At 66.3% G+C, this 16358-nt stretch carries 12 protein-coding genes; 4 read left to right on the top strand and 8 right to left on the bottom strand.

Features of this window, described 5'->3' with window-relative positions; translation table 11 throughout:
* Positions 1-55: 55 nt before the first annotated feature.
* On the top strand, positions 56-1066 hold the full coding sequence (locus AC07TU_RS08540; RefSeq protein ID WP_495187474.1) for a LacI family DNA-binding transcriptional regulator: 1011 nt from the start codon (positions 56-58) through the stop codon (positions 1064-1066).
* Here the strand turns inward: AC07TU_RS08540 and AC07TU_RS08545 are convergent.
* Positions 1063-1275: a hypothetical protein gene (locus AC07TU_RS08545; RefSeq protein ID WP_495187475.1), complete on the bottom strand. Its 213-nt coding sequence runs from the start codon at positions 1273-1275 to the stop codon at positions 1063-1065. The two genes, AC07TU_RS08540 and AC07TU_RS08545, sit on opposite strands and share 4 nt — an antisense overlap.
* A gap of 222 nt (positions 1276-1497) precedes the next feature.
* Between AC07TU_RS08545 and AC07TU_RS08550 the strand changes: the two genes are divergently transcribed.
* Entirely contained in the window at positions 1498-3885 is a 2388-nt protein-coding gene (locus AC07TU_RS08550) for a TonB-dependent receptor (RefSeq protein WP_495187476.1), read from the top strand.
* A gap of 111 nt (positions 3886-3996) precedes the next feature.
* Positions 3997-5880: a glycoside hydrolase family 3 protein gene (locus tag AC07TU_RS08555; RefSeq protein ID WP_495187477.1), complete on the top strand. Its 1884-nt coding sequence runs from the start codon at positions 3997-3999 to the stop codon at positions 5878-5880.
* Between the two features lie 45 nt (positions 5881-5925).
* Here AC07TU_RS08555 and AC07TU_RS08560 read toward each other — a convergent pair whose 3' ends face one another.
* The gene (locus AC07TU_RS08560; RefSeq protein ID WP_495187478.1) at positions 5926-8325 is read right to left on the bottom strand and encodes a TonB-dependent receptor; all 2400 of its coding nucleotides are present in this window, start codon (positions 8323-8325) and stop codon (positions 5926-5928) included.
* A gap of 156 nt (positions 8326-8481) precedes the next feature.
* Between AC07TU_RS08560 and AC07TU_RS08565 the strand changes: the two genes are divergently transcribed.
* Positions 8482-8934: a MarR family winged helix-turn-helix transcriptional regulator gene (locus tag AC07TU_RS08565; protein ID WP_495187479.1), complete on the top strand. Its 453-nt coding sequence runs from the start codon at positions 8482-8484 to the stop codon at positions 8932-8934.
* Between the two features lie 30 nt (positions 8935-8964).
* Here the strand turns inward: AC07TU_RS08565 and AC07TU_RS08570 are convergent, their stop codons facing one another.
* The 6 genes from AC07TU_RS08570 to AC07TU_RS08595 all read right to left on the bottom strand — a co-directional run bounded on the left by AC07TU_RS08570 (position 8965) and on the right by AC07TU_RS08595 (position 16344).
* Positions 8965-11052, bottom strand: coding sequence for an acetate--CoA ligase family protein (locus AC07TU_RS08570; RefSeq protein ID WP_495187480.1), 2088 nt, complete (start codon positions 11050-11052; stop codon positions 8965-8967).
* A gap of 47 nt (positions 11053-11099) precedes the next feature.
* On the bottom strand, positions 11100-11936 hold the full coding sequence (locus AC07TU_RS08575) for a p-hydroxycinnamoyl CoA hydratase/lyase (protein WP_495187481.1): 837 nt from the start codon (positions 11934-11936) through the stop codon (positions 11100-11102).
* A 52-nt stretch (positions 11937-11988) separates the two neighbouring features.
* Positions 11989-13428, bottom strand: a complete 1440-nt coding sequence (locus AC07TU_RS08580) for an aldehyde dehydrogenase (protein WP_495187482.1) — start codon at positions 13426-13428, stop codon at positions 11989-11991.
* 114 nt (positions 13429-13542) lie between these two features.
* The gene (locus tag AC07TU_RS08585) at positions 13543-14850 is read right to left on the bottom strand and encodes an MFS transporter (protein WP_495187483.1); all 1308 of its coding nucleotides are present in this window, start codon (positions 14848-14850) and stop codon (positions 13543-13545) included.
* A gap of 43 nt (positions 14851-14893) precedes the next feature.
* Entirely contained in the window at positions 14894-15322 is a 429-nt protein-coding gene (locus tag AC07TU_RS08590; protein WP_495187484.1) for a Saro_0803 family transcriptional regulator, read from the bottom strand.
* Positions 15322-16344: a Rieske 2Fe-2S domain-containing protein gene (locus tag AC07TU_RS08595; RefSeq protein WP_495187485.1), complete on the bottom strand. Its 1023-nt coding sequence runs from the start codon at positions 16342-16344 to the stop codon at positions 15322-15324. Before AC07TU_RS08595 ends, AC07TU_RS08590 begins: the two co-directional genes overlap by 1 nt.
* Positions 16345-16358: the final 14 nt, after the last annotated feature.

Raw genomic sequence — 16358 nt, forward strand, 5'->3', positions numbered from 1 at the left:
CCGGCGGCGCGCGTGGCATGTGTTCGTCGCCAGGCGCTCAGCAGCAGAGGATCGATTGCCCACCATCTCCGACGTTGCCGAGCGCGCAGGCGTTTCCACCAAGACGGTTTCCCGTGTGCTGAACGGTGAGCCGCATGTCCGCCCGCAGCTCAAGGAACGTGTGCGGGCGGCGGTTGCGGAGCTCGACTATCAACCCAATCTGGCGGCTCGCCAATTGGCCGCCAACCGCTCGTTCCTGATCGTCTATCTCTACACCACCGTTCGTGCGAGCTATGTCGCGACGCTGCTCGGCGCGGCATCGCGGCGTTGCCGCGAACTCGGCTATCACCTGATCGCCGAGCCGGTCGAAGACAGCAGCGATGCCGCGGCGCTGGTCGCGGATCTCGTCAGCCGCTTGCGCCCCGACGGCATCCTGCTGAGCCCGCCGCTTTCCGATGAGGCCGATCTGCTCGACGCGCTGCAACGCGCCGCGGTGCCGGTGGCCCGCATCGCCGGAACCCGGCCGGGCGTCGGAGATATTATCGATATCGATCATCGGGCGATCAGCGCCGAGATGACGGAACATCTGATCGCGCTGGGCCATCGCCGCATCGGCTTCATCGCTGCGACCCGCGAATTCCGTCTGGCGCTGGGCCGTCTGGCGGGCTTCCGCGATGCCATGGGGAGGGCGGGGATCGCGATCGACGAGGAACTGGTCGTCAACGGCAATTTCACCTTCCTGTCCGGCTACCACGCCGCGGCGCTTCTGCTGGCGCATCGGGCGCCGCCGACGGCCATCTTCGCGGCGAACGACGAGATGGCGGCCGGCGTCGTCAGCGCCGCGGGTCAGCGCGGGCTGCGCGTGCCCGATGATGTTGCGATCGCCGGGTTCGACGATTCACCGATCAGCCGCATGATCTGGCCGCCGCTCACGACCGTGCGTCAGCCGGTCGCCGAACTCGCGGTCGCGGCGATTGACCGCCTGGCCGGAAGACCGCCCGGCGGGCAGCCGATCGAGCACCGGCTGGTCATTCGCGCCTCGACGACGGGAAGCGGCGGGATTGTCGACGAAGGGCCGGAACTCTAGCGAAACCGCTGTTCAAGCCGGTCAGCTACGGATGCCCGGATCGGGTCACCGGCGCGCACCTTGCGCCAGGTGTTATAGCTGATTCCAAACTGATCCATCAGCGCGGCGTCGGTCTGTCCCGTGACCTCACGCCTCAATCGCTCACTCAGCAGTTGGTCGAGAACGCGGATTCCACCGCGGTGGCTGGCGCATGTCGGTTCCTCGCTCATGATTGGGTTCTCCGAATTGATAACGCTGTCAATGACTTTCCAGCTTGGCAATCGCCTCTTGAATCCAGCGCGCTCACCGGCCGTTCTCATGGCGAACTGAGCTTTAGAATCCGGGTTGACAGCGCTGCCAATGAGAGTAGTTTAGCGGTAAATCACGACCCTGCAAGGCTGTGATTGCAGATCGCCCGTACAGGGCGGCAGGAATTGGGGAGAGGAGTTCAAATGATGCGTCCGAATATGTTCTGCGCCATGTCGTCGGCAATCGCCCTGACCGTCGCGCTTGGTTCGCCGGCGTTCGCGCAGGAAGCCGGAGCCGGGCAGGCGGCGGCAGCTGAAGCGCCCGAGGATACCGGTGAGATCATCGTTACCGCGCAGAAGCGCGCCGAGCGCCTGCTCGACGTTCCGCTCGCCGTGACCGCGGTGACCGGAGACGCGCTGGCGGATCGCCAGATTTCCGATACCAATTCGCTCGTTCAGGCGGTTCCCTCGCTCAGCTTCCAGCAGGGAGCCAACCCGACCAACACCAGCTTCCGTATCCGCGGCATCGGTACCTCGCTGTTCGGTCAGGGAACCGAATCCTCGGTTTCGACGGTCGTCGACGGTGTCGTCGCGGTCCGTCAGGCGCAGGGCTTTTCGGACCTGGCCGATATCGAGCGCGTCGAAGTGCTGCGCGGTCCGCAGGGCACGCTGTTCGGCAAGAACGCGTCGGCCGGCGTGATCAGCGTCACCACCGCGCGGCCGAGCCGCGATTTCTCCGCGCGCGGAGAAGTCACGATCGCCGAGCATGACGAATATCGCGTCCGTGGCACCGTTTCGGGACCGCTGTCCGATACGCTGCGTGCGCGGATCACCGGCTATTATAACGACGTGAAGGGCGTGACGCGGAACATCGGCACCAATCGCTGGGTCAACGGCTCGAAGAGCTGGGGCGTGCGCGGCAAGCTGGAATGGGACGCGACGGAGAACCTCAACCTGCTGCTGAGCGCGGAATATCGTAAGACCGATTCGGACTGCTGCGCCTCGACGCTGGTCCGGGTCGACAATCCGGTGCTCCGTTCGCTGATCGGTGCGGTCGTCCCGTCGCGGGAGAACCGCACGATCAACGAGGATACCGACACCTACGCCAACACCCGCGCGCAAACTTACTCGCTGCAGGCCGACTGGGATCTGGGCGCCGCGACGGTGACGTCGATCACGGCCTTCCAGAAATATGATCTGGAGGTGAACCAGCCGATCGACCGCATCAATGCGCCGGTGCCGCTGTTCGTCGGCGCCACCGCAGCCTATGCCTGGTGGAACCAGAACCACGGCATCGCGAACATCCAGGGGCTGAGCCAGGAACTTCGCATCGCCAATAACGGCAGCAGCGACTTCAACTATGTCGCCGGCGTGTTCTACATGCACAGCTACATCGTCCGGCCGTTCGATCGCCGCCGCGCACGCTGCACCGCGGGTACGATCGGCCAGCCCTGCGCCGCTGCGAACATCGTCTATCAGTCCTCGGCGAGCGAGATCCAGCTCTCGCAGGACAGCATCGCCGCGTTCGGCCAGTTCGACTACAACATCGCCGGCGGGCTCAAGGTCATTGGCGGCCTGCGCGTCCAGTATGAAAAGGGCTTCAACCGCGGCTATCGCATCGCCCCGATCCAGACCGGCGACGTGATCTTCCCGGCCAATCCGCCGGTCAGCGGCAGCTTCCGCGCCAGCGACACCGCGGTGACCGGCAAGGCCGGCCTGCAATATGAGTTCAGCCGCAACGCCCAGGTCTACGCGACCTATACCCGCGGCTATAAGGGCCTTGGCTATGAGATGGAGATCTCAGCCGACCTCGCCAATCAGAAGGCGCTCGAGCCCGAGCATGTGAATGCCTATGAAGTCGGCTTCAAGGGCCGTACCTCGGACGGCTCCTTCACGATTTCGGCCGCTGCCTTCCTTGCCGACTACACCAACCTTCAGGTGCAGGCGAACCGCTCGGATCCGGTGACGGGCGTCGTTCAGTTCGTTTCCACCAATGCCGGCAAGTCGCAGACCAAGGGCTTTGAGATCGAGGCGACGATGCGCCCGACCGACGGGTTCACGGTCAACGCTGCGGTGACCTACGCCCATTCGACGATCGACATCGACGGCCTCAACTGCCCGCTGCAGCTTCAGGCCGCGGCGCCGGTGATGACGGGGACTCCGATCAATATCTGCTATCGCAGCGCCGCCGGGGCGACGCCGCAGCAGAATCTGCGCGGCAAGCCGCTGGCCGCAGCGCCCGAATGGCGTATCAGCCTCTCGCCGCGCTATGAGACCGAGGTCAGTTCGAGCCTGGCGGCGTTCGGCCAGTTCTCGATTAACTACACCAGCGCACAGCAGTTCGCAGTCGAGCAGGATCCGCTGCTTGTCCAGCCTGCCTATACGCTGGTCGACGCCAGCATCGGCATCAAGACGATCGACGACAAGTACAGCCTGACGCTGTTCGTCAAGAACCTGTTCGACGAGAACTATCTGACCAGCATCGGGCACAACTCGCTGCTCGCGACCACCGCGTCGCCATATGATCTGGTCGGCACCTACAACAAGGACTCGAGCCGTTATTTCGGCGCGACGCTTGGCGTGAAGTTCTGACGCGAAGGGACCGCCGGTGCGCCCCTGCCGGCCGTTTCTGAAGTGGCGCGCCGGCGACGGCGCGCCACTTTTTTCTCAAGACATGTCGAGGTTGAGATGAAGGCTGGATTGGTGGCGGCTGCGGCTGTGACGCTCGCAACCCTGAGCGCGGCGGCGCCTGCCCCGGAGCCGTATCGCGATCTCAACCGCAACGGCTCGATGGATCCCTATGAAGATCCGTCGCTTCCGGTTGAGCGTCGGATCGACGACCTGGTCGGGCGGATGACGATCGAGGAGAAGGTCGGGCAGTTGCTGCATGGAACACTCCCGGCGCACGGATCGGAAATCGGCGCGTCGGCAGGCGGCTATGATCTCGAAAAGCTGCGCCCGTTCATCGGCACCCGCCATGTCAGCAGCTTCATCACCCGGCTGGTCGTCGCACCGGCGGAGTTCGCGCGACAGAACAACGCGGTGCAGCGCCTTGCCGAAGCGACCCGGCTGGGTATTCCGGTGACGATCAGCACCGATCCGCGCCACCATTTCCACGCCACGGCAGGCGCCAGCACCAATGGCGGCGGCTTTTCGCAATGGCCGGAAACGCTCGCCTTTGCCGCGATCGGCGATGCCGGTCTGATGCGTCGCTTCGGCGATGTCGCGCGCCGGGAGTATCGCGCGGTGGGCATCCATATGGCCTTGTCGCCGCAGGCGGATCTGGGAACCGAGCCGCGCTGGCCGCGAATCACTGCAACCTTCGGGTCGGACCCGGCGACGGTCTCGCGGCTTGCGGGTGCCTATGTCGCGGGGTTCCAGGGTGGGGACACCGGCCTGAAGCGCGACGGCGTCGCGGCGATCGTCAAGCACTGGGTGGGCTATGGCGCCGCGCCCGAAGGCTATGACGGCCACAACCAATATGGGCGTGAGGTCCGCCTGACCGACTCCGCCTTTGCCGATCACGTGCGTGCCTTTGACGGTGCGTTCGCCGCGCGGGCGGCGGGGGTGATGCCCACCTATGTCATCGTGAACGGGCCGCGCTATCGCGGCGCGCCGCTGGAGCCGGTCGCCGCCGGCTTCAGCAAGCAGCTGCTGACCGGCATGTTGCGCGGTGACAAGGGGTTTGGCGGGATGATCCTGTCCGACTGGGCGATCACGCGCGACTGCGGGGCTGTGTGTACCTCGCCGGACGCGCAGAACCCGCAATTGCCCGCCGCGATCGGCATGCCCTGGGGTGTTGAGGATCTGAGCGTCGCCGACCGGCATGCGAAGGGCATCGAGGCCGGGCTTGATCAGTTCGGCGGCGTCGACGATCCGGCGCCGATCCTGGCGGCATTGCGCGCCGGCAAGATCAGCGAAGCGCGGATCGACGCGTCGGTGCGCCGCGTGTTGCGGATCAAGTTCGAGCTCGGCCTGTTCGAGAATCCCTATGTCGATCCGGCGAAGGCCGATGATGTGCTTGGCGATCCCGCCGCGCGCGTGGAGGCGGCGGCGGCGCAGCGCGCGGGGCAGGTGGTTCTGCAGAACCAGGGCGCCTTTCCACTGCGTCCCGGCGCGCGGCTCTGGGTGCGCGGTGTGGACCCCGCCGCCGTGCGGGCGGCCGGGTTCGAGGTGGCGGCTCGCCCGGAAGACAGCGACGCCGCGCTGGTCCGCGCCGCGACGCCGTTCGAAACGCTGCACCCCTATCATTTCTTCGGCTCGCGCCAGCATGAAGGGCGGCTCGACTTCCGTCCCGGCGATGCGGATTTCGACGCGATCGCCGCTGCGGCGAAACGGGTGCCGGTGATCGTCGCGGTCGAGATGGACCGCCCCGCGATCCTGACCGCCCTGATGCCGCACAGCCGCGCATTGCTGGTGACGTTCGGTGCCAGCGACGCCGCGCTGCTCGATGTGGTCGCCGGGCGGGCCCGGCCTCGCGGTCGCTTGCCGTTCGATCTGCCGCGATCGATGGCCGATGCCGCGACCTATGCTTCCGGCGGTCCGTCTCACCCGTTGTTCCGGCGGGGTGACGGGATCGTCCAATAGCGGGCCGGACGAAATCGGAGGCCGGCGCAGCGCCGGCCTCGTCGTTCAGAAGCGGGCGGAAAGCTGCACGTACCAGCTCCGCGGCCGCGCGTAGATCCGTTCGGCATAGCCAAGCGTCGCGAGCGAGGCGTTGCCCTGAATGAGGTAGCGCTCGTCGAACAGGTTGTTGACCCCGCCGCTGAGCTCATACCGGTCCGCCAGCTTCAGCGTCAGCGAGGCGTTGGCGACGAAATAGCCGTTCTCCTCGATGAGCGGGATGCTGCCGGTAATGAACGCGACCTTGGACGTGTAACTCCCGTCGAAGCGCGGCGTCAGGGTCGTCTTCCCGCCCAGATCGAATTCAAAGGCCAGGCCGATATTCGCCTGCAGGTCCGGCGTCAGCGGCAGGTCGTCGCCCGGTGCCACGGTGGCGGTTGCGCCGGGCACGGGCGTGATGCTTCGAATCTCGTCATCGAGCATGCTGGCACCCGCATCGAGGATGAGCCCCCAGGGCGCGCGATAGCTTGCTTCCGCCTCGATACCGCGGATGCGCGCCTTGCCCGCGTTGAACAGGAGCGGCACGACGCCCTGGCGGAAGATGAGCTGGATGTCGTTATAGTCGGCCTGGAATGCCGCCAGGTTCAGGCGCAGGCGTCCGAAATTGGTCTTGGCGCCGACTTCGTAGCTGCTGACGCTTTCCTCGTCGAAGGGCAGGGGGACGTTGCCGGGCGGAGCCGCGTTGTAGCGCGTGTTGAACCCGCCCGACTTGAAGCTGCGCGCATAGGACGCATAGGTGCTGATCGAATTGTTCCAGCGATATTGCACGCTGGCCGACCCGGTGAGCGCCGAGAAGCTCTCGGAAAAGGGGCGGTTGTAGATGAACAGCGGACCGCCCTGCGGGATGGCGAGGGTCGGCAGCGGGTTGGGATCGGGCTGAGTTCCCGGGAAGAGATTGAGCACCGTCCCCTGAAAGGTCTTGCGGTCCACCGTGTAGCGCAGCCCGCCCGACAGCTCGAGCCCCTCGGCGGGCTCGAAGCTGATCTCGCCAAAGCCGGCGAGCGAGTCGGTCTTCAGGCGCGAGACCTGCAGGTCCCGCGTTCCGGGGCCGCCGGCGAGGATCGATGCGATGACCGGTGGCGAGGGCGGGAAGGAAAGCGGTACCGTCGCGCGCTCGCGGGTCTGCTCGGTGAAGTAATAGCCGCCCAGGATGGCGTTGAACGGCCCCTTGTCGATCTGTAGCTGCACTTCCTGGCTGAACTGCCACGATTTCGCGCCGACATCCGTCGTGATCATCAGGAACGGCGTGTTGTCGGCATCGCGAATGCCGCGGGATTCGGTACTGCGATAGGCCGTGATCAGCTTGACGGTCGCCATGTCGTTCAGGCGGATGGTGCCGGTGGCGCCGATGCCCCAGACCTCGGACCTGCTCATCACCGCGGCGGTGCCGCCGTTGACGAAGGGGCCGCGCGCCTGAAAGTCGTTGGCGCAGCGCGGATCGTTGATCAGCGGCACGTTGGGCGCCCCGAAGCGCGGATCGCCGGGAGCGAGCGGCGCGAACGGGATCGTGGCCCCGGGGCAGCCGGCGGCGACACTGACGATCGCCGCGACCGGCGCCTGTTCGTTGATCCCCGCGAACACGAAGGGCGCGCCATGCTCGTCGCGCTTCGAATAGTCGGCGCGCAGGAACAGGTCGAAGCTGGGTGACGGCTCCCACTTGATCGAGCCGTTGAACGAATAGGCGTTCTCATTGCCCAGATCGAGCCCGTCGAAGCTACGGATCACATAGCCGTCGCGCTTGCGGAAACCGCCCGAAAGGCGTGCCGCAATCGTCTCGCCGATCGGCAGATTGAGCGCAGCGAAGCCCTCGTACAGATTGTCTTCGCCCACGCGGAAGCGCGCACGGCCGCTGAATTCACCGAGTTCGGGCTGCTTGGTACGCACCAGGATCGCGCCGCCGATGGTGTTGCGGCCGAACAAAGTGCCCTGCGGCCCGCGAAGCACTTCGACGCCGGCGATGTCGCCGAAATCGATCGCGCCCCCCACCGCACGGCCCAGATAGACCTCGTCGAGATAGATGCCGACACCCGGGTCGACGGCTGCCGTGGGATCCACCTGGCCGACGCCGCGGATGAAGACGACCGACGACGCGCTGTTCCCCGAAAGCTGACCGGCCGGCTTGAACTGGAGGCTGGGGGTCACGCGCTCCAGATCCTGGGTCTGCTGGATCTGCCGGTCCTCGAGCAATTGAGCGGTAAAGGCGGTGATCGCGACCGGCGTATCCTGGATACGCTCGTCACGCCGGCGCGCCGTCACAACGATGTCAATCGTCTCGTCAGCCGCCGGCTGTTCGGCGGCAGCCGGTTCGGTCTGCGCAACCGCTGCAGGGACGAGACCGCCGGGTCCGGCGATCAGTTCGGCAATGCCATACGTCAGGCACGCATATGCGAATGTCTTGCGCCCAGCCACGCGATCCTCCCTCTCTCTTGCCGGGATCTTCAAAGGTCCCGCTGACGCCTTGAACTTCACATCCAAAATTGTTTTAGTCAATAACAGTTATGGCAAAGAGCAAATTGGCCGGGACGCGGCACGACGGCGCGCGCAGGTTGACGGAACCGGCGAAACATGGCTCCAAGCATCGGCATGCCTAGACAGAAACTGGAGATCGGGGCGCTGTCGGCGCTGGTGGGGTATCATCTGCGGCGTGCGTCCGGTGCGTTCGCGTCCGATTTCAGCGAAGCCGTGGCGGGAACCGGGATGCGCCAGGTGCTGATCGGCGTGCTGGCGATCGTCGATGCCAATCCGGGCATCAATCAAGGCACGGTCGGCGTGCGGCTCGGGATCAAGCGGGCCAATATGGTCGCGCTGATCAACGAGCTGGTCGAGCGCAAGCTGGTCCTGCGCGAAGTGGCGAGCGATGACCGTCGCGCTTTCTCGCTGACCACAACCACGCAGGGTCACGCCGTGCTCGCGGAGTCGCTCGAACGCATCCGGCTTCATGAAGCGAACATGCTGGCGGACTTCAGCGATGCCGAGCGGGCGATGCTGATCGAACTGCTCGGCCGGATCAGGGCCTAGGCGCGCCCCTCGGCGGCGATGATGCCGCCGCTATTCGGCGAGGATCAGCGCGTCGAGCGCGACGGCCCCCTGGCCCCCGGGATAGACCACCACTGGATTGAGATCGATCTCGCGGATGGCCGGCGTGCCGGCCAATATGCCGCCAAGGGCGATGACGAGATCGGCCACGGCATCGAGATCGAGCGGCGGCGATCCGCGATATCCATCCAGCACTGCGCCCTGTTTCAACCTGCGCAGCTCAGCGATGATGGCATCGCGGCCGAGATCGTGGGGAAGCAGACGGGCGTCGCGAAGAAGCTCGGCGGCGACCCCGCCGAACCCGGCCAGGATCACAGGGCCCCAGTCCGGATCATTGCGCGCGCCGATGATCAATTCGGTTCCTCGTCTGCCCATCGCCTCGACGAGCGCCCCGTCGAGGGCGATCGTGGCGTCATAGGCAGCGACGTTGTCATGGAGCCGCGTCCAGGCGGCTTCCAGCGCAGCTTCGTCCGGGATGTTGAGGATCACGCCTCCGGCATCGCTCTTGTGGCTGAGCGCCGCCGATTGCGCCTTGAGAACCACGGGATAGCCGACACGCGCGGCGACGCCTTTCGCCGCATCGACGTTCGCCGCGAAACCGCCGCCGGGAAACGGCACGCCTGCGGGTGCGAGCAACTGCTTGGCGCGATATTCCGGGATCACCCCGCCGGGAAGATCCAGCGAGCGGGGCAGGGCAGAGCCTGTCGAAAAATCGCGTTCCGCGCGTTTCGACAACTGCCGCAGCGCGCGGAACGCGCGGTCGGCGGAGGGGAAATAGGGCACGCCGAGCGCGCGCAGTCCGGCGACATAGGCCGGATCGAAGGATGCGCCGTCGTCCAGCCCGGCGAAGATCACCGGCTTGCCAGGCGCAAGGCTCGCGACCGCTTCGATGATCGGCGGGAATTTGCGTGCGGCGGTCGCCTGATCGGTCTGGATGATGCCGAGCACCACTGCTGCATAGCCGGGGTCGGCGAGCAGCGGCTCCAGCGTGCGGCGGTAGAGATCGGGATCGACCAGCGCCTGCGCCGTCAGGTCCATCGGATTGGAGACGGGGATGAAATCGGGGATCGAGGCCCGCATCGCATCCGCCGTCTCCCCGGCCATCGCGGGCAAAGCGAGGCCGATCGTTTCGGCAAGGTCGAGCGTCAACGCCTTGAACGCGCCGCTCTCGGTCAGCACCGCGGTTCCGCCCGGGCCGACCGGCCTGGCGCGGTGCGCGATGTCGACGACATCGGCCAGTTCCTCCAGACTGTCGACCAGCACGACACCGGCATGCTCGACCTTGGCCTTCATCAATTCCCAATCGCCCGCCATCGCACCGGTGTGCGTGGCGGCGCTTTCGCGAGCGGCACTCGATCTGCCGGGATGGAGCAGGGCGATCGTCTTGTCGGCCGTGCGCGCTTGTCCGGCGAGCGCGAGGAAGCGGGCGGGCTGGCGGAACTGTTCGACGATCATCGCGATGGTCTGCGTGTGCGGCGCCGCGATCAGATGCTCGACATAGTCCTCGACGCCGGAGGCGGCCTCATTGCCCGTTGAGACGGAGATCGAGATCCCCAGCTCCTTCGCCATCAGCGTGGTGCCGAGCACCACCGCCATCGCCCCCGACTGGCTGACGATCCCGACGCCTGCCGCGCCGTCCAGTCGCAGTGGCGGAGTCTCGACGAAGGTCAGGGCGACCCCGTCGACATAGTTGACGAGGCCCAGGCAATTCGGCCCTTCGATCACCATGCCGTGCTCGGCCGCGATCCGGGCGAGTTCGGTCTGGGCGGCCAGGCCCGCTTCGCCGCCTTCGGCGAAGCCCGCCGCGAAGATCACCGCTGCGCCGACGCCACGGGCCGCCAGGGCACGAACGGCCTCCGGCACCGCCGGCCCGGGGATCGCCAGCACCGCGGCATCCACGCCTTCCGGCAGCGCTGCGATCGACTTCAGACACTTGCGTCCGCCAATCTCGTCGCGCTTGGGGTTGATCAGGTGGATGTCGCCCGCAAAGCCGTGGCGCTCCAGATTCTGCAGCACCGAATTGCCGAGCGCGCCGGGCGTGGGAGATGCGCCGACAATCGCGACCGAACGAGGCGTGAGCAGGCGGGAAAGATCGGGCATGATTCTATCCTAGTTCCTCCCCCACCGGGGGAGGGGGTATGTTGCCGTCACGCCTTGATGCGATCCTTGTCGTAAGCGCCAAGCCCGGGCTTGTAGCTCTTCTCGTCGATGAACTGGCGGATGCCTTCCTTGCGGCCGTCATTGTCGTAGCTGTTGGCTGCCTCCTGCACCCGGATCAGATAATCCTCGGCGTCGTCATAGCTCATGATGCCGACGCGGCGGACCGCGTCCTTGGTCGCCTTGAGCGCGATCGGATTCTTCCCGAGCAGCACGTTCGCCACTTCGGTGACGCGTGCCTTGAGCGAGTCCAGCGGCAGCGCTTCGTTGACCAGACCCCATTCGGCGGCGGTGCTGCCGTCGATATTTTCACCCATCATGGCGTGGTACATCGCCTTGCGGAACGGCAGCAGCTCGGTCGCCACCTTGGTCGCGCCGCCGCCCGGCAGAATGCCCCAGTTGATCTCGCTGAGGCCGAACTGCGCCTCGTCTGCGGCGAAGGCGAGATCGCACGCGAAGAGCGGCCCATAGGCGCCGCCGAAGCACCACCCGTTGACCATCGCGATCGTCGGCTTCTGGTACCAGCGCAGCCGCCGCCACCAGCCATAGGCCTCGCGCTGCGCCTGGCGCGTGGCGCCCAGGCCCTTGGCCTCGGTCTCCCGGAAATATTCCTTGAGGTCCATGCCCGCGCAGAAGGCGTCCCCCTCGCCGGTCAGGACGAGCACGCCCACATCGTCGCGATATTCGAGCGCGTCGAGCACTTCCATCATGTCGCGGTTGAGCGTCGGGCTCTGAGCATTGCGCTTGTCCGGGCGGTTGTATTTCACCCAGGCGATGCCGTTTTCGACGTCATAGGCGACGACGCCGTTAGTGCTCAGTTCGGTCATGGATTGTCCTTCGGTCTTGACGGGGACCCGCATCGGAGCCCCATGAACTTCTTCAGATCGGATAGTGGCCGGGTTCGGTCTCGATGGTGATCCAGCGCAGCTCGGTGAAGGCGTCGATACCGGCCTTGCCGCCGAAGCGGCCGTAACCTGACGCCTTGACCCCGCCGAACGGCATCTGCGCCTCGTCGTGCACGGTCGGGCCGTTGATGTGGCAGATGCCCGACTTGATCTGCCTCGCGACCTTCAGTCCGCGCGCAGTGTCGCGGGTGAAGACCGAGGCGGAGAGGCCGTAGTCGGTATCGTTGGCGAGTTGGATCGCGTGCGCCTCGTCGCGTGCGCGGATCACGCCCACCACCGGGCCGAAACTCTCGTCGCGGAAGAGCTTCATCTCGGGCGTGATCCCGTCGATCACATGTGCGGGCATCAGCACGCCGCCACTACCATCGAGCACGTCGCCGCCATTGACCTGCACCGCGCCCTTGGCGGTCGCGTCGGCGATCAGCGATTTCACATGGTCGACGGTCTTCCGGTCGACCACTGCGCCAAGCGGGCTCCTGCCTTCGCGCGGATCGCCGACGGGCATGGTGCCGACCTTGGCCTTGAACTTTTCGACGAACGCGCCGGCGACGGCATCGACCACGATGATCCGCTCGGTCGACATGCAGATCTGGCCCTGGTTCATGAATGCGCCGAACGCCGCGGCCTTGACCGCCTCGTCGAGGTCCGCGTCCTCGAGCACGATCAGCGGCGCCTTGCCGCCGAGCTCGAGCAGCACCGGCTTGAGATGCTCGGCCGCGCGCCTGGCGATGATCCTTCCGACCGCGGTCGATCCCGTGAAGTTGATGCGGCGTATGGCGGGGTGATCGATCAGCGCACCGACGATTTCGGCCGCGTCCTCGGGCGCGTTGGTGACGATGCTGACCGCGCCTTCGGGCAGCCCGGCCTCGGCAAAGGCGTCGGCGATCAGCGAATGCGTGCGCGGGCATTGCTCGCTTGCCTTGAGCACCACGGTGTTGCCGCACGCCAGCGGCACTGCCAGCGCACGCACGCCAAGGATGATCGGCGCATTCCACGGCGCGATGCCGAGCAGTACGCCGACCGGCTCGCGCAGCGCCATCGCGACGCATCCCGGCTTGTCGGAGGGGATCACCTCGCCGCCGATCTGGGTGGTCAGCGCCGCGGCCTCGCGCACGATGTTCGCGGCGAGCATCAGGTTGAAGCGCGCCCAGCCCTCGGTCGCGCCGATCTCGCTCATCATCGCATCGACGAACTGGCCGGCCTTGGCGGTGAGGGCATCGGCCGCCTTGTTGAGCAGCGCGCGGCGCGCATTGGGACCAAGCGCGGACCAGGCGGGGAAGGCCGCCGCAGCGGCTTCGACCGCGGCATTCGCATCATCGGCCGTAAACGCCTTCGCCTCGGTCGCGGTCGCTCCGGTCACGGGGTTCAGCCGTGTGAAGGTTCTGCTGGGAGCCGGTGGTGCGATCGTGGCCATGATGCCTCTCCTCTATTGCTATATACTATAACTTTAATTGCGCACGGCGCAAGCAGCTTTGATCGCGGGTTCGGCATGCGAACCGCTACACCGGGGGGATGCTGGACTTGGGCGTCAGGCCGCCGGCTGCTGCCGGCTGCGCATCCCGAACAGCGCCAGCGCGGCGATCATCGAACCGAGGGCCATCAGCATCGCCACGGTCTGAAGCCCATAGCCGGCCGCAAAGAGGAAGCCGGCAAGGGCGGGGGCGAGCGCCGACCCGCCACGCCCGACGCCGATGACGAAGCCGGTCGCGGTCGCGCGTACGCTGGTCGGGAAGGACTGGGCGACCAGGGCGTAGAGTCCGACCACGCCTGCATTGGTTGCGAACCCGGCCGCCGCCGCGACCATCGAAAGGCCGGCCAGATCGCTCTGCCCGCGCCCGAACAGGATCACCAGCACGGTCGAGAGCAGCATCGCCGCGATGGTGAGCGCGAGCAGCCGGATCTTGCCGCTGAGCAGGCCCAGCAGCACCGATCCGCTCGCGCCGCCGATGCTCGCCCACACCAGAACCCCCGCGGCCTCGGGCGGCGGGAAGCCCATGTCCACCACGATCTTCGGGATCCATTTGAGGATGAAGTAGAAGGTCATGATATGCGCGAGATAGGCGAGGGTGAGCAGCACCGTCGCGCGCACCAGGCCGGGCGAAAAAAGGTCGGCCATCGGCACCTTGCGCGCCGCTGCCTCCGGTTCGGGCAGCGCATCGACCGGCGGATGCCCCATCCGCACGAGTGTGGCGTTGATCCGCGCGAGCGCCCCCGGCGGGCGCTTGTGCATCAGGAACGCAACCGATTCAGGCGCACGCCACAGGACGAGCGGGATAAACAATATCGAGCAGGCCGCGCCGAACACGAACACCGCGCGCCAGTCGTACATCGACAGCAGCACCGCGGAAATCGATCCGCCGACGATCGTCCCCACCGGATAGCCTGCCGCCATCAGGACCACCGCGAGCGAACGGTGCTTCGCGTTTGCCGCTTCCGCCACCGCCGCATTGGTCGCGGCGAGCATGCCGCCGATGCCCAGCCCGGTGAACAGACGCCAGGCCGAGAGGATCTCGATCCCCGTCGCGCTCGCCGCGCCCAGCATGCCGATCGTCATGATGCCGAGACAGGAGAGGATCGTGGCGCGGCGGCCGATCCGGTCGGCGACGCCGCCCAGGAACAGCGACCCGATCGCCATCCCCACCAGTTCCATCGACAGGACGATACCGAGCGCCGCGCGGTCGATCCCCCAATCCCTGGCGATGCCGGGCGAGGCGAAGCTGATCGAGAGCACGTCGAACCCGTCGAGCGCATTGAGCCCGATCATCGTCGCGACCACGCCCCATTGAAAGCGGGACATCGGTTCGCGGTCGATCACCGCGCGCGGGTCGGTAGCCATATCCCCTCCAGGGTTATCGAGTTTGTTATATTAATAAACAAAATCACCGATAGATGCGCGCGAGCATTTCCTCAAGCGCCGCCAGCTCCGCCTTGCTGAACCGCCCCTTCAGCCACGCCTCATGCGCGGCGATCGCAGCCTTGGCCTGCGCCAGCAACGCCTCGCCTGCGCCGGTCAGCCGGAAGGCGATCCGCCGCCCGTCGGTGTGCGACGGGCCGCGCGAAACCAGCCCGCGTTTCTCGAGCCCATGGACCAAAGTCATCGTCGTCGCCCTGTCCATGTCGAGCGCGGCGGCAAGGTCGGCCTGGGCAAGATCGGGATGATCCCCGGTGAGCCACAGGACAGAGACCTGCTTCTGCGTCAGGCCAAGCTCCGCGAAATGCTCGCCGAAATGCCGCTGCACCGCGCCATGCGCGCGCCGCAGCCGGAGCCCGAGATTCCGGTCGAGTTCGCCGCGGCCGATTTGTGCCATCAGGCCAACGCGGCCTCGGCCAGCCGCTTGATGATTGCGCGCGCGCGCACGCTGCCCTGATCGATCGAATAGCCGCGCAATTTCATGTCGGGATTGGCACTGATGCTGCGCTGCTGCGCTTCCAGCACCTCGACATCCTCGTCGAACACCTGGCCCTGCTGCGCCTTGAAGCGCGCGGTGAAGCCGGCATCGTCGATGTCGAAATTGCGCGCCATGCCCCAGAAATAGTGAGTCGTGGTTTCGGTCTCGGGAGTCATGGCATCGACGACGAAGCCGCGCACCCCTGAATCATGGCTTTCGATCGTGTCTCCCGCCGCGACCGGGGACACGCCGACGTCGATCAGCACCGACGACGGCGGCAGGAAGTGACACACCTGCCAGCGATCGACCGGCCCGGACGATCGCAGCGCATCGCGCCAGAAGGGTGGGGGCTCGATCCCCGGCATCCAGCGCCGCACGAACACCTGCTCGCCATCGACCACCGTTTCGATCGGTGCCTCGGTGATCTCGTGCTGACCGATCGAGCTCTGATGCACCCAGGTTTCGTGGCTGAGGTCCATCAGATTGTCGATGACCAGCCGGTAGTCGCAGGAAATATGGTTGTAGCCGCCGTCGAAGGTCCAGCCCGGCGTGCTGCACGGCCAGAAATCGGGGATCAGGGCAGGGTCGGCCTTCGCCGCCTCGCCGATCCATACCCATACGAAACGGTGTTTCTCGGCCACCGGATAGAGCGTCGCGCAGACCGCCTTCGGTACCTTCTCCGATTTGATCGGCATCTCGGTCGCGCAGCCATCGGGGCCGAGCAGCAGCCCGTGATAGCGGCAGCGCACCGAATCGCCCTCCTTGAACCCCATCGACAGCGGCAGCAGCCGGTGCGGACACGCGTCGCGCATCGCGACGATGCTGCGGTCGAGCTTGCGGTAGAGCATCACCGGCTCGCCACAGATGGTGCGCGCGATCGGGGTGCGGTCCACCTCCGAATCCCACGCGGCGACATACCAGCGGTTCGCGATCCAGGTCATTGCCCTCATCCTCA

The sequence above is a fragment of the Sphingomonas sp. GW821-FHT03E12 genome, from assembly GCF_059420685.1.

Coding starts and splice junctions, on each gene's coding strand:
- AC07TU_RS08590 (WP_495187484.1), bottom strand. CDS start 15,322: ATGGCACAAATCGGCCGCGGCGAACTCGACCGGAATCTCGGGCTCCGG.
- AC07TU_RS08550 (WP_495187476.1), top strand. CDS start 1,498: ATGATGCGTCCGAATATGTTCTGCGCCATGTCGTCGGCAATCGCCCTG.
- AC07TU_RS08580 (WP_495187482.1), bottom strand. CDS start 13,428: ATGGCCACGATCGCACCACCGGCTCCCAGCAGAACCTTCACACGGCTG.
- AC07TU_RS08575 (WP_495187481.1), bottom strand. CDS start 11,936: ATGACCGAACTGAGCACTAACGGCGTCGTCGCCTATGACGTCGAAAAC.
- AC07TU_RS08595 (WP_495187485.1), bottom strand. CDS start 16,344: ATGACCTGGATCGCGAACCGCTGGTATGTCGCCGCGTGGGATTCGGAG.
- AC07TU_RS08565 (WP_495187479.1), top strand. CDS start 8,482: ATGGCTCCAAGCATCGGCATGCCTAGACAGAAACTGGAGATCGGGGCG.
- AC07TU_RS08545 (WP_495187475.1), bottom strand. CDS start 1,275: ATGAGCGAGGAACCGACATGCGCCAGCCACCGCGGTGGAATCCGCGTT.
- AC07TU_RS08570 (WP_495187480.1), bottom strand. CDS start 11,052: ATGCCCGATCTTTCCCGCCTGCTCACGCCTCGTTCGGTCGCGATTGTC.
- AC07TU_RS08585 (WP_495187483.1), bottom strand. CDS start 14,850: ATGGCTACCGACCCGCGCGCGGTGATCGACCGCGAACCGATGTCCCGC.